Origin of the sequence: Algoriphagus ornithinivorans (assembly GCF_900115305.1) — a bacterium.
Classification (GTDB): domain Bacteria; phylum Bacteroidota; class Bacteroidia; order Cytophagales; family Cyclobacteriaceae; genus Algoriphagus; species Algoriphagus ornithinivorans.
Genome location: NZ_FOVW01000005.1, coordinates 295,019 through 308,596 on the forward strand (window position 1 = coordinate 295,019; position 13,578 = coordinate 308,596).

Consider the following 13,578-nt stretch of genomic DNA (forward strand, 5'->3'; position numbering starts at 1 on the left):
AATCCAGGTTACTTTCTGCCTTCAATAATCTGAGTCACCACCTCAGGATCAAGCAGTGTACTGGTGTCTCCCATATTATCCAGATTATTTTCTGCGACTTTTCTCAATATTCTCCGCATAATCTTACCAGATCTGGTTTTGGGTAAACCTGGCACAATTTGAATTTTATCAGGCTTGGCAATCGGGCCGATAATTTTAGAAACGGTATCCTTGATTTCGTTGACCAAGTTTTCCTCCGTTCTATTCTTCATGTCACAGATCACGTAAGCATAAATGCCCTGGCCTTTGACTTCGTGTGGATAGCCCACTACCGCAGATTCTATTACCAATGGGTGCTCATTGATGGCATTTTCTACTTCTGCGGTGCCCATTCTATGTCCGGAAACATTAATCACATCGTCTACTCGGCCTAAAATTCTATAATATCCATCATGGTCTCTTTTGACACCATCTCCTGTAAAATACATGTCCTTGTAAGTTGAGAAGTAGGTTTGTTTGCATCGATCATGATCACCATAAGTGGTACGGATCATAGAAGGCCAAGGAAATTTTATACAGAGGTTTCCTTCCACCCCATTTCCCGTGAGCTCATTTCCCTCCGCATCCACTATACATAATTGAATTCCGGGAAGAGGCAAAGTTGCATATGCTGGTTTTGTCGGAGTAATTCCCGCAAGAGGGGAAACCATAATTCCTCCAGTCTCAGTCTGCCACCAAGTATCTACAATTGGACATTTTCCTTTTCCTATATGCGTGTGATACCAATGCCAAGCTTCCTCATTTATGGGCTCACCAACTGAGCCGAGCACTTTCAATGAGCTCAAATCATATCCCTCGATTGGTTCTGTGCCGTGGGCTTGCAGAGCCCTAATGGCTGTAGGTGCCGTATAAAACTGATTTACTTGATGTTTTTCCACCACTGCCCAAAATCTTCCTGCATCAGGAAAAGTAGGTACTCCTTCAAACATCAAGGTGGTTGCTCCAGCTAGCAAAGGGCCATACACGATGTAGGAGTGCCCGGTAATCCAGCCAATATCTGCGGTACACCAGTAAATATCCCCTGGAGAATATTGAAATACATTTTCAAAGGAGTATTTGGTATAAACCATATATCCTCCTGTGGTATGAACAACCCCTTTTGGTTTGCCGGTAGAACCTGAAGTGTAAAGGATAAAAAGCATATCCTCCGAGTCCATTTCCTCTGCTTTATTTTCCTCTTTCTCTTCTTTGATTACATCATGCCACCAATGATCCCTTCCAGATTTCATGTTGATCTCCTGGTGGGTTCTTTGGTAAACAATCACGGTTTCCACGGAGGATTTCTCCAATGCCTCATCGACTACATCTTTGACAGGAATTTTTTTATTTCCTCTGAAATTCCCATCAGCAGTTAAGATTGCCTTTGCCTGACAATCATTCACTCTATCAGCCAAAGCAGAGGCGCTAAATCCAGCGAAAACCACAGAGTGAATGGCTCCTATTCGGGCACAGGCAAGCATGGCTACAGCTGCCTCTGGTACCATAGGCATATAAATAATGACCCGATCCCCTTTTCCGATTCCTTTTGCTTTCAGTGCATTGGAAAACTGGCAAACTGCATGATAAAGCTCTTTATATGTAAGCGTACGTCCAGCTTCTTTTGGATCGTTAGGCTCCCAAATAATAGCGGGCCGATCGCCTATTGTATAGAGGTGTCTTTCAAAAATATTCTCAGTGATATTCAGTTTACCATTGATAAACCATTTGACATCTGGGTCTCGAAAATTCCATTTTAAGGTTTTAGACCATCTTTTTCTCCAATGAAAAGAATCTGCGACCCGAGACCAGAACTCCTCTGGCTGGGCAACACTTTTCTGGTATTCATACAAATATCCGCTGAGTGTGTGTAATCGATCGCTCATTTCTACTTTAGGTTTATTGTAAAAAAGGGCTTTTGCCCTGAATTTTTTCTAATGGGTCGGCTTTCCCGCTCCTCTGGGAATTCGAATTTCCTCTATCATTTCTTGTACGTCCTGAGGAGGTGGAGGGGTTAAGCTTGATACTAAAATACAAATTAGAAAATTGAGAATCATTCCCAGAGACCCAATCCCCTCAGGGGAAATGCCAAACCACCAATGCTCAGAAGTATTGAGTTCGGGACTGATAAACTTGAAATAAATGATGTAGCCCAAGGTGAAGACCAGTCCAGTTAACATTCCGGCGATGGCGCCTTCTTTATTAATCCTACTCGAAAAGATTCCCATAATGATGACAGGGAAAAAGGAAGCTGCCGCTAAGCCAAAGGCAAAAGCAACTACTTGAGCCACAAAACCGGGAGGGTTTACTCCAAAATAACCCGCCAATATCACTGCTCCGGCTGCGGCAATTCGGGCAATACGCAATTCCTTCTTTTCTGTGATGCCAGGATTATAGGTTTTTACTAAATCTCTGGAAACAGAAGTGGAGATGACTAAGAGAAGTCCCGCTGCTGTGGATAATGCTGCCGCCATAGCCCCAGCTGCAACCAGACCAACCACCCAGTTGGGAAGTTTTGCTATTTCCGGAGAGGCTAGCACCATGATATCTCGGTCTATATTCAACTCATTGGTTTCCGGATCTGGCAGGTATTGCACTTTTCCGTCTCCATTTTTATCTTCTACTTGTATCAAATCAGTTTTTTGCCAAGTAGCAATCCAGGTAGGCAGCTCATCCATTCTCTTTTCCGAGGTGGAATTGATGGCATTGTAAATACCAAATGCGGCTACCGCTGGAGCAGTGGTATATAAAATGGCTATGAAGACTAAAGCATAGCCAGCCGAAAGCCGTGCATCTTTGACTCTGGGAACCGTGAAAAACCGTACAATCACATGTGGCAAACCAGCAGTACCAACCATCAAAGCTAATGTGATCATGAATATATCAGTCATACTTTTCCTGCCTGAGGTATATTCTGCAAATCCTAAATCTGCCAAAACACCATCCAGCTTATCCAATAGATAGGTGCCTTCTTCCAACTCTCCACCCAATCCCAATTGAGGAATAGGATTACCAGTCAATTGCATGGAGATGAAAATAGCCGGAACCATATAGGCGAAAATGAGCACACAGTACTGGGCGACCTGGGTGTAGGTGATTCCTTTCATGCCTCCTAACACGGCGTAGAAAAAAACGATACACATTCCTATCACTACACCCCATTCAATCGGTACTTCCAAATAGCGGGAAAAAACAATTCCAACTCCCCTCATTTGCCCAGCCACATAGGTGAAGGATATAAATAAGGCACAAATGACAGCGACTATTTTTGCTGTTTTGGAATAGTAGCGATCACCCACAAAATCAGGAACAGTAAATTTTCCAAACTTTCGCAGATAAGGAGCAAGCAAAAGAGCCAATAATACATAGCCTCCGGTCCAGCCCATGAGATATACCGATCCATCGTATCCCGCAAACGAGATCAGGCCTGCCATGGAAATAAAAGAAGCTGCCGACATCCAATCTGCAGCCGTTGCCATCCCGTTTGCCAAGGGGGAAACCCCTCCTCCAGCTACGTAAAATTCTTTAGTGGAACCAGCTCTAGTCCAAATGGCTATTCCAATGTAAACGGCGAAAGAGACTCCTACGAGTAAATAAGTCCAGGTGAGGATTTCCATGAGTGGGTGAGGTTATTCTTCGTTTACGTCAAATTCCTTGTCCAGCCGATTCATGCGGTAGACATAAATAAAAATCAAAACCACAAATGCATAAATAGATCCTTGCTGTGCAAACCAGAAACCTAATTTGAAGCCTCCTAGCCTGATTTGATTGAGTTCTTCCACCCATAGGATTCCAAACCCGAAGGATACGAGAAACCAGAAAAAGAGCAGTATCAACAAGGTCTGAAGATTTTTTCTCCAGTAGCGTTTTGTATTTATTTTGGGTTGGGAAGGCATAGATTCTTTGGCTTTATAAATGCTTCAGCATATAAAGTAGCAGGTGAATCCACGTAAATGCAACCTGTTTTATATAAAAATTAAAATTTTTTAAAAAGTCAGCGTAGCTAAGCGAAATTTTATAGCAAATATTCAGAGGCAATCGCTAAGGCTGCGGCAAAGAAGCTTACCAAAAGCTTGCTGGTTTGAAGCTTATGTTGTGGGCTGCTTTCGAAGAATATGGTTGTGGAAATGTGAAGAAATCCTCCTGCAACGAGCCCGTACAAAACACCGATTCCTTCTTTTTCCAAAACTCCTTGCTGGAATAAAAAGGCACTTGAAAACATTCCTAAAGGAGATGCTAATGCAAATAGTGTTAATAGAATCAATGTCCATTTTTTCGAAAGCTCGGATGAAAGTACCGCGGCTAAAGCAAAAGCTGCTGGACCTTTGTGCATGATGATTCCTGCCAAAATGGTATTCTCGCTATGGCCATGAGCCACTTCTTCTACTACACCCTCCATCAAGCTTCCATGGGATAGTAGGGTACCTTCCAAAAATGCGTGGATAAATAGTCCAATCATGACAGTCATCACTCCTCCTTTACCGGAACCGTGATGATGGTGAATATGTCCGTGTTCTATTCCGCTGGATAAGTATTCTAAAATCTGCTGAAATAAAAAGCCAATCAAAATGTACAGTCCCATACTGGAACTGCTGTAAGTGCTGTCAAAAAGTTCGGGAATTATGTGAAGAATGGTGATAGAGAAAAGATAGGAGCCTGCAAAAACTAATACTAGCTTGAAATACTTATCACGGAAATTCGGTGCAAAAAAGACCAAAGATCCCGCAATCATTGCAGTTAGAAAAAGAAGAATAAAGTTGGTTCCCATGCGAATTGATCAGCTTTTCCTTTCAAAATCCCAGAAAAGCTGGGTTAATAACCCTCGCAAAGGTAATAAAATTCAATAATGTTGCATTTATTTTAAATGCTGTGAATCTGTGTTCTTATTCCTGAACGAAGGATAGGTATGGCTTTAGGCTTTCACTGGCATAAGTTCCATAGCTTCCATCCGGATTACTATAGATTAGAAATACTTCGATTTCTTTGATCCCTTCTGATAGTGCAATAGCTCTTTCGGTACCCATTACCATCATGGCTGTGGCATAGGCATCTGCAGTCATGCAATCATTTGCAAGGACCGTAGCGCTAAGTAAATTATGTCTGACAGGATAGCCAGTTTTAGGATCAATGGTATGGGATATCTTGATGGAATCTTGCACATAAAAGTTCCTGTAATTGCCTGAAGTTGCCATACCCTTGTTGTTTAAGGCAATAATGCTGTATAGTTCCGATGCATTTGATTCTTCTTCAGGTCTATTTACACCCACTTTCCAGAGTTCGCCTTTTTCATTTACTCCACGCGCCACTAATTCCCCACCTATTTCTACCAAATAATTTGACAATCCTTTGCTGCTCAAAAATTTGGCTACCACATCCACTCCTTGTCCTTTGGCAATAGCAGAAAAGTCTAGATATACGCCAGGAACCTTTTTTCTAAGTTGCTTTGAATCAAAATCAATTTTGTCAAACCCAACCATTCTCAGCATGTTTTGGATATCCACTGAGTCTTTTAACTGTGGTCCACCTGGTCCAAATCCCCATACATTCACCAAAGGACCAACTGTTGGATCAAATGCCCCTTCAGTTTTCTGATAGATTTCTTTGCTAGCTTTCAACACTTGAAGTAGAAAAGGCAATTGAAAATTCAAAGAGTCTCCCTGATTGAACCGACTTAATTCCGAGTCCGAGATATAGGTGGATAAACTTTGGTTGAAAACAACCAATAGAGAGTCAATAGATTTTTTAAAGTCCCGATTTTCAGTATCCAAATAGGTGACTGAATAAGTTGTTCCCATTGTTTGGCCTGATAAAGTCACTTTTCCGGTTTGAGCAGCCTCTTCCAGGGTGATTTCAGGCGATTTTTCCCGGTTTCTCCAAGTGTAGACTACTACTACCAATAGGAGAAGAACCAGGGAGTAAATGATATTTTTTCGGGTATTCGGGCGCATTTCGAATCAATTTTGGACTCAAAGTTAAGGCTTATTTTTGCTTGGCCTGTCAATTTCTTACTTCAAAATTATGATAGCTCCCATGGCTATTTATTTGAATCTTTTGAGAAAAATTACTGTCTTTAAGAATTTACCAGGTTAACCTTGCTTTGGTAGAAACCAAAGGTTTTAGATACTTCTGTCTTCTGTCTTCCCTCCTACTAATCAAAGAGAATTTGGTTGAGGGTATCATAAGGGATCATCATATTTCTATATTTGTAAGCTAGCGAAGAATCATGAGAGAAGATTATCTGAGAGGAGACGAGGAGCATTTGAGTTCCAAAGACAAAGAATTTGAAAAAGTACTCCGTCCATTAAGTTTTGAGGATTTTACAGGTCAGGCCAAAATCGTTGAAAACCTGAGGGTATTCGTTTTGGCTGCAAAAAACAGAAACGAACCTCTGGATCATGTCTTATTGCATGGCCCTCCGGGACTGGGGAAAACCACCCTAAGCCATATTATTGCCAATGAACTGAAGGCTGGAATCAAAATCACCTCAGGCCCTGTCTTAGATAAACCCTCGGATCTCGCTGGACTTTTAACGAATCTGGAAGAAGGAGACGTGCTTTTTATCGATGAGATTCACCGTCTCAACCCAATAGTGGAGGAGTATTTGTACTCTGCTATGGAGGACTTCCGGATTGATATCATGTTGGATTCAGGGCCTAATGCAAGATCAGTTCAAATTTCTCTCAGTCCCTTTACCTTAATCGGAGCTACCACCCGTTCGGGCTTACTGACTTCTCCCTTGAGAGCCAGGTTTGGAATCAATTCCAGACTGGAATATTATGATGCAAAATTGCTGACAGATATCGTGTCCCGATCTGCAGGGATTTTGCAAACTCCCATAGACGAAATTGCAGCTTTTGAAATTGCCAGAAGGAGCCGTGGAACGCCGAGAATTGCAAATATGCTATTGAGAAGAACGCGGGATTTCGCTGAAGTCAAAGGAGATGGAACCATCACATTGGATATAGCAAAATTTGCCTTAAATGCCTTAGACGTGGATGAAAATGGCCTGGATGAAATGGATAACAGAATTTTGCTGACCATCATTGAAAAGTTTAAAGGCGGACCTGTAGGCTTGAGCACCATTGCTACGGCATGCGGGGAAGAAGCAGAAACCATCGAGGAAGTTTACGAGCCATTCTTGATTCAAGAAGGCTATATGAAACGAACAGCCCGAGGAAGAATGGCTACTGAACTGGCATACAAGCATCTAAAAATCAAGCCAGCCCAAGGAATGGGAGGTTTGTTTGATATTTAAAATTAGGCATCATGAACATCCTCAAATATTTCCTTTTGTTCTACTGCTATAGAAGTTAGACTTGCCTAAAACCGATCACGAATCTTTTTTTGGAGATCTACTACTACTAAAAAGTGATAAGAATAATAGTTTTATTTTCAGGTGTCTTAATTCTGTCATCTTGTGAACGAAAAACTTCACCAAAGGCTTTAATAGAAGGTGCATCCGACAGTATCCCGATGACAGAGAATATTTTAAGATCTCCCATTACCCACGGGGATACTCCTATCTGGTACTACAATGAATCCGAAAATTTAAACATTGAGGAAATCGCCGAAACTATTCCGGAGAATCAGGTTTTTCTCAACGAATTAGCTATGGCAGACTATCCAAAAACGCCTGATAATCTGCCTGAGAGCTTTGTCCTTACCCAGCATGATGATCAAATCGATATTGCCAATTATCGAAATGTGAAGGATTCAGTATGGGTACAATACAGTCAAGGAAAGCTTATATTCTTAGAATTTAAAAATTACAGCAATACAGATTTTAGGCTGGAGGATTTGCCAGTTTTCCAAATAACTTTGGATGATTACAAAAAGCGATATCCTGGTTCTTATAGCTTACGAAACTTATTCCCTTCTTATCTTTTTCAGGATTATAATAAACTAGATAGTGTAGAGACCATAGACCTGACTTTTCTATGGGTGGAAGGTGCAAGGATGGATATCATCTGGCTGAATAAGTATGCGGCGCATGTAGAGCTTAGGTTTTTTTGATAGGGAAACAGCTAACCATAGAAGTTATCTTCCTTCGAGGAGAATAGTTAGTTATCTATTTTATCTTAAAGCGAAAAATGGAATTAAGCAAAGAGCATTTGGAATTCGAAAAAATCATTGAGAGTATAGTTGGACTTAGAGTTTATTCAGTAAGTTATTATTCTAGGGTGGAGAGAATGATTACATCTAAATCCTTCCAAGAATCCCATTTTAAGCAAATTGATTCAGTCGATTTTTCAGTTTTGATACAAAGTCAGAATAATAAAAAGATTGAAATTTTATGGGATAGTTCATTTTTTCAATACGGAGTTGGCATAAAGATAAATGAAGACAGTCCTTTTGAGAATTATCAAATTACAGATGTGAGTAATTCCCTTATTTGGAATAATACGATAGGACAAACTATTGAAAATATTACTGTTAATTGGGATGTAGCAATTGAAGAAAACTTAGATGGAATTATTATAAGAAAGATTCTTTATCCTCAATCACTTGTTCTATCATTTTCCAATTCAAACAAAGTTTTTATTTCCGCAGCTGGGTTTTTAGAAAGGAATGATGAGCAAGTATATCCATACTTAGACAAATTAACTATTACCCAAGATGAAGCATTGGCAAAGCAAACTAGAATGATACCCCCATTTTCAGTGAAGATCAGAAGTCAGAAGGGATGACCTACCATCAGATACCGTTAGGCTGGACGGGGATGATCGATCTTTTTTCCTATGATGAGCGACACCTGAGAAGTATCAAAGTAGAAAACGGTCAACTAATCTCTCATATCCGCTATCAGACCGAGGAGCCGAAAGTTTCATCAAGAGCGTATTCTTTATTCACCAACTGTCAACCTGGGTATTGGGTAGATTTCCCATATTTTGCAATGGAAGAAGAGGTAGGTGTCGAGTCTCAGCAATCTGTGTGGGTTCAGGAGTGTTATGTGAACCTCTATGAAAATAATGAGCCAGTAGGCACCGAAACCCCTTCGTCAGGAGGAGGAGGAACGAGTTCACTTCCGCCTTCAACAGGGGACTCAGATAAAGAGGAAGACATTTGTGAAGAGGAGTTTTGCATTCCTTTTCCGGAGGAAGATCGTTATTTCGAAACGACAAATACACCAGATGATGGGTTTAATTTTCAGGGAGAAAAGGTTAAAATACCAACCACTCTAATCCTTCAAAATGGAGATCAAATTAAGATAGAGTTTGGTATTACCCAATCTGATAGAAAAAGTGCTAATCAAGAAGTAGCGAAATTATTATTAGAAGGGATCAAACATGCAATTGAGAAGGCGAACTTGAAATTAAGTGGAAATGAAAAAATTACCTCAATATATATTGCAGCTACCACAAATGGCACCCATGGACCCGGAAGTAATCATTACAATGGAACGGCAATTGATATAAGTAGAATAAATGGTGTAAAGATGTCAGTTTCAGGAATAACCAACCAAATTATTCAACTTCAGATTGCTATGGATAATTTCCCGAATGTAAGAGAAAATTTTGGACCCCATTTTAAACATAAATTTTCAATAGAAACAGGAAAATGGAATTACAGTCATCCTGTTGGGGGACATTCAGACCATATTCATTTCTCAGTAAGATAAGCCCAAGAATATGAAAAAATACTTGAATCGAAACATGGCTATAACTTTGGTCTTGGCCTTTAATGTTCCATTATTTTCCTTTGCTCAACAAGTCAAATTGAAAGATCTTACTGAGGATTCGAAGGCGAATTACTTTTTTGCCAATATTCAAAATGTCGAATTTCTGTCTTACCCATTATTTGAAAGAGCACTTTTCATCAATGCCATTTTAATATATGACTCTGAGGCTACACCAGCTGATTATTTTGAAGGAACGGATGAGGTTTTGTCTAGTATTTTGATCAGTATTAGACCGGATGGAGACTACTATACTGAGAGTAAATTGTATAAGTTGGAGGGATTAGAAAATCCTAAAATATTGGCAATCCAAGAGGGGGTCTTCCCAGATGTAATTGTAGAAGTCGAGTACGGAAAGAAGAATAAGAGAAAGACAGAAAGGGTCAGACTCACTTCAGAATAGAATAAGGTATTCTCTCAATCTCTTGTTATAATGTTTTCAAACTCAGACAAAGTTTTTATTTCTGCACCTGGATTCCTAGAAAGGGATGATGAGCAAGTTTATCCATATTTGGACAAATTAACTTTTACACAAAATGAAGCATTGGCAAAGCAAACTAGAATGATACCCCCATTTTCAGTGAAGGTCAGAAGTCAGAAGGGATGACCTACCATCAAATATTTCTGGCGCTCTGAGGAATAGGGTGTTTAGTTTATCGACAAGATATTCGGCTTACACCGAAAAAGCATCCATGCTAGGTAGTAAAAGTTAGACCGTAGGAGGTGATACACTTCCAATGGAACAATTACTTAAGGAATTTCAAAGGGGCTTTCCCCATCGCAAATTAAAGCTTTTCTTAGTAGTGGGATCCCAAGAATAGTAACTAATGCAAGATGGGGGATTCAATTATTTGTGGAATTTCAGGGGAAAGCAATAGCGTTAATATATCTAATGGTACAAACCATGGAAAGATCATAACTAACCTATTAAACCCTTGATATGGACTATAACGAACTAAAAAGTTTAACCGGTTTACAGACAAGAATAAATCTTGTATTGATTCATTGGGACCCAATAGGAATTCAGAATTTCGGGGTTTTTGCTCACAATGTTTATATGGAATATGTCAGATATATTGATCCAATTATTGAAGTTATTTCTGTGAAGAGTGAGCTCGAAAAATTGCTTTTAAATTTGGCAACTGATGTTACCGGACTTGATATCGAAAATAAAAAATTAAGGTTAGAAATTGAACGTCTTGTTAAAAGGCTTATAGAGATTTATAAAGAAGAGGAATTCAAAAGATAATCAAAATAAAAGAAGCCGAGACTATTGAGGAAGTGTATGAGCCTTTTCTAATTCAGGAAGGCAATATGAAACGAACAGCCCGAGGAAGAATGGCTACTGAACTGGCATACAGGCATCTAAAAATCAAGCCAGCCCAAGGAATGGGAGGTTTGTTTGATATTTAATTAAAGAACAAGATCACTTTTCTTTCGTAAATTAAGTGTCTGAAAGAATTTTGCTTATGAATATTTCAAACTTAAAATCTGCAATAATTTCCAAAGTCTCTTCTTTAAATGATGAGAAGCTTTTAGAGGAAATTAATAGAATTCTTGATCTTGAAGTAGATCTTGTCTCCAGTTATATATTAAGTTTAGAAGAAAAGAAATCAATTGAAAAGGGCTTAGAAGACATCCATGAAAATCGAATTTATTCCACTGAGCAAGCAGAAAAGTTGTTAAGGGAATGGTTAGGAAAATAGAATGGACCCTTTCGTCCATTCAAGATAGGCTCGAAATCTATACTTATTGGAAGAATCGAAATAAATCCACACTATTTAGTGAAAAGCTAGAAGCTATTTTTCTCAAGGCAGCAAATATAATCGCTGAAAACCCACTTATTGGGATAGAGTCAGATTATGAGGGAGTGAGAGTAAAAGTGATGAAAGGATTCAAAATTTTTTACTCCTATTCTGAAGACAAAATACAAATACTCAGAGTATGGGATCCAAGGCAAAACCCCAGAAAGCTAAAATCTGAGATAGCTTTAAAAAAAAAGGCCTAGAATAATTCTCTAGGCCATTTTACTTTACTTTTTCAGCGAAGCCATATCAATCACAAATCGATAATGAACATCACCCGCGATGGTGCGCTCATAAGCTTCGTTGATTTTGTCAATAGGAATAACTTCCACATCTGATACAATTCCATGCTCTGCACAGAAGTCGAGCATTTCTTGAGTTTCTTTGATACCCCCTATTAAGGAACCTGCTAAACTTTTTCTTCCAAAAATCAAGGAAGTAGCGTGAATCTGTTCGGGAGTTGGCGGAACACCAAGCAATACCATCACTCCATCAGTGCGAAGAAGATTCAGGTAAGCAGAGTAATCATGCGACGCGGACACGGTATCAATAATGATATCATAAGACCCTTTCAAGCGCTTCATATTTTTAGGATCCGTAGTCAACTCAAAGTGATGAGCTCCCAATGAATCGGCATCCTTAGCTTTTTCTGGCGAACGACTTAACATGGTAACTTCCGCTCCCATTGCAGAGGCAAGTTTCACGGCCATGTGTCCCAATCCTCCCAATCCTACAACTGCTACTTTATCCCCTTTCTTGACATTCCAATGCCGTAAAGGAGAATATGTGGTGATCCCTGCGCAAAGTAATGGAGCTACCCCTTCCAAAGGAAGTTTATCCGACACACTCAATACAAAATTTTCAGTGACAACTATGGAAGAGGAATAGCCTCCATAGGTAATGGTTTTCTTGTCTTGTAAGTATGAATTATAGGTGCCTGACATTCCATTTTCACAAAATTGCTCCAAATCAGCTTCACAGTTTTGGCACTTTTGGCAAGAGTCCACCATGCAGCCAACCCCTACAGTATCACCAACTTTAAATTTGGAGACTTCCTGTCCTACGGCAGTTACTTTTCCTACGATTTCATGACCCGGAACTACTGGATACATGGTAGAGCCTCCCCATTCATTTCTTGCAGTGTGGATATCAGAGTGGCAAACTCCGCAATACAAAATTTCAATTTCAACATCCTTTGCCCCGACAGATCTTCTTTCTAGATCGTAAGGTCCAAGAGGTTTTTCTGCCTCAAAGGCAGCGTAAGCTTTAACAGTTTTCATAAAAAAGGATTTGTGGTTTGAGATGAAACATCATTTAGATGGATAAGTTTTCAATAAAAAAGCCATCGGGTTTCGATGGCTTTCCAATTACTTTATTTCTTGAGCAGCTTCTTGGTCCAGATACCAGACCAAAGAGTCACTGCTGGGATTGACCATGCTGGCAGGGTAACTGTTATATTCTCCTTCTCTTCGAATGACCTCCCTTACTTTTTCTTTTTTGCTTGCACCAGTGACCAAGAAAACAACGTGTTTGGCTTGATTAATTACTCTACCCGTTATGGTGACTCTTTTTTGTCCTGAATCAGGGTGGGTAGCTACTTTACAATTTCTGGATGAATCCCAGAGATAAATGGAGTTGGGAAAAATGGATGCGGTATGACCATCATCACCCATGCCTAATATCACCAAGTCAAACTGAGGTATTCCTTTTTCCAAAGGAAGCGTTTTCTCCACAAGCTCCCCATATCTCAAAGCTTCTTCCTCAGGATCATTTTCTCCCAAAACACGAAATACATTGGCTTCAGGAATGGGTAGCTTAGAAAGCAGATGATCTACAGTCATTTTATAATTGCTTTCTGAATCTGTAGGCGGAACACACCTTTCATCTCCCCAAAAGAAAAAAACTTTGGTCCAGTCAATCTTATTTCTGTATTCTGAAGCTAAATAATCGAAAACAGTTTTTGGAGTACTTCCTCCTGATAGAGCTACAAATAGCTGCTCTTGGGATTGAACCAATTCCGCAAAATAAGCCGAAAAAGACTTGGCTACTTCTGTTTTATTTTCGAGGATTTTAATTTCCATT

General features: G+C 39.8%; 15 protein-coding genes and 1 pseudogene. 9 read left to right on the plus strand and 7 right to left on the minus strand.

Translation table 11 applies throughout. The features are described from left to right. Nucleotides 1-8: 8 nt before the first annotated feature. From acs to BM073_RS09610, 5 genes are all read right to left on the minus strand, one after another. Entirely contained in the window at nucleotides 9-1,901 is a 1,893-nt protein-coding gene (gene acs / locus BM073_RS09590; RefSeq protein WP_091653583.1) for an acetate--CoA ligase, read from the minus strand. A gap of 48 nt (nucleotides 1,902-1,949) precedes the next feature. Continuing rightward, complete coding sequence (locus BM073_RS09595) at nucleotides 1,950-3,632, minus strand: sodium:solute symporter family protein (RefSeq protein ID WP_091653585.1); 1,683 nt, start codon at nucleotides 3,630-3,632, stop codon at nucleotides 1,950-1,952. A 12-nt stretch (nucleotides 3,633-3,644) separates the two neighbouring features. Continuing rightward, nucleotides 3,645-3,911: a DUF4212 domain-containing protein gene (locus BM073_RS09600; protein ID WP_091653587.1), complete on the minus strand. Its 267-nt coding sequence runs from the start codon at nucleotides 3,909-3,911 to the stop codon at nucleotides 3,645-3,647. 119 nt (nucleotides 3,912-4,030) lie between these two features. Beyond that, complete coding sequence (locus BM073_RS18065) at nucleotides 4,031-4,783, minus strand: ZIP family metal transporter (RefSeq protein WP_091653589.1); 753 nt, start codon at nucleotides 4,781-4,783, stop codon at nucleotides 4,031-4,033. A gap of 115 nt (nucleotides 4,784-4,898) precedes the next feature. Continuing rightward, nucleotides 4,899-5,963 (minus strand): FAD:protein FMN transferase, encoded by a 1,065-nt coding sequence (locus BM073_RS09610; protein ID WP_091653591.1) that lies wholly within the window; start codon nucleotides 5,961-5,963, stop codon nucleotides 4,899-4,901. 275 nt (nucleotides 5,964-6,238) lie between these two features. Here BM073_RS09610 and ruvB point away from each other — a divergent pair, with 275 nt between their 5' ends. From ruvB to BM073_RS18320, 9 genes and pseudogenes are all read left to right on the plus strand, one after another. Beyond that, nucleotides 6,239-7,270 carry a Holliday junction branch migration DNA helicase RuvB gene (ruvB, locus tag BM073_RS09615; protein WP_091653593.1) on the plus strand — a complete coding sequence of 344 codons (1,032 nt, stop codon included), beginning with the start codon at nucleotides 6,239-6,241 and terminating at the stop codon, nucleotides 7,268-7,270. A gap of 113 nt (nucleotides 7,271-7,383) precedes the next feature. Then, nucleotides 7,384-8,028, plus strand: a complete 645-nt coding sequence (locus tag BM073_RS09620; protein ID WP_139217471.1) for a hypothetical protein — start codon at nucleotides 7,384-7,386, stop codon at nucleotides 8,026-8,028. A gap of 77 nt (nucleotides 8,029-8,105) precedes the next feature. Then, nucleotides 8,106-8,702 (plus strand): hypothetical protein, encoded by a 597-nt coding sequence (locus BM073_RS09625; protein ID WP_091653596.1) that lies wholly within the window; start codon nucleotides 8,106-8,108, stop codon nucleotides 8,700-8,702. Further along, nucleotides 8,699-9,634, plus strand: a complete 936-nt coding sequence (locus BM073_RS09630; protein WP_091653597.1) for a hypothetical protein — start codon at nucleotides 8,699-8,701, stop codon at nucleotides 9,632-9,634. The genes BM073_RS09625 and BM073_RS09630 overlap by 4 nt, the downstream gene beginning before the upstream one ends. A 10-nt stretch (nucleotides 9,635-9,644) precedes the next feature. After that, on the plus strand, nucleotides 9,645-10,094 hold the full coding sequence (locus tag BM073_RS09635) for a hypothetical protein (RefSeq protein ID WP_091653599.1): 450 nt from the start codon (nucleotides 9,645-9,647) through the stop codon (nucleotides 10,092-10,094). A 537-nt stretch (nucleotides 10,095-10,631) separates the two neighbouring features. Beyond that, nucleotides 10,632-10,940, plus strand: coding sequence for a hypothetical protein (locus tag BM073_RS09640; RefSeq protein WP_091653600.1), 309 nt, complete (start codon nucleotides 10,632-10,634; stop codon nucleotides 10,938-10,940). Nucleotides 10,941-10,948: 8 nt separating this feature from the next. Further along, nucleotides 10,949-11,104, plus strand: a pseudogene (locus tag BM073_RS09645) (Holliday junction DNA helicase RuvB C-terminal domain-containing protein); the annotation flags it as partial. Between the two features lie 35 nt (nucleotides 11,105-11,139). Continuing rightward, a complete protein-coding gene (locus BM073_RS09650) occupies nucleotides 11,140-11,397 on the plus strand; it encodes a hypothetical protein (RefSeq protein WP_091653602.1) in 258 nt (85 codons plus the stop codon). Beyond that, entirely contained in the window at nucleotides 11,382-11,699 is a 318-nt protein-coding gene (locus BM073_RS18320; protein ID WP_091653604.1) for a type II toxin-antitoxin system RelE/ParE family toxin, read from the plus strand. The genes BM073_RS09650 and BM073_RS18320 overlap by 16 nt, the downstream gene beginning before the upstream one ends. 24 nt (nucleotides 11,700-11,723) lie before the next feature. Here BM073_RS18320 and BM073_RS09660 read toward each other — a convergent pair whose 3' ends face one another. After that, entirely contained in the window at nucleotides 11,724-12,776 is a 1,053-nt protein-coding gene (locus BM073_RS09660; RefSeq protein WP_091653606.1) for an NAD(P)-dependent alcohol dehydrogenase, read from the minus strand. A gap of 87 nt (nucleotides 12,777-12,863) precedes the next feature. Then, the gene (pgl, locus tag BM073_RS09665) at nucleotides 12,864-13,577 is read right to left on the minus strand and encodes a 6-phosphogluconolactonase (RefSeq protein ID WP_091653608.1); all 714 of its coding nucleotides are present in this window, start codon (nucleotides 13,575-13,577) and stop codon (nucleotides 12,864-12,866) included. Nucleotide 13,578: the final 1 nt, after the last annotated feature.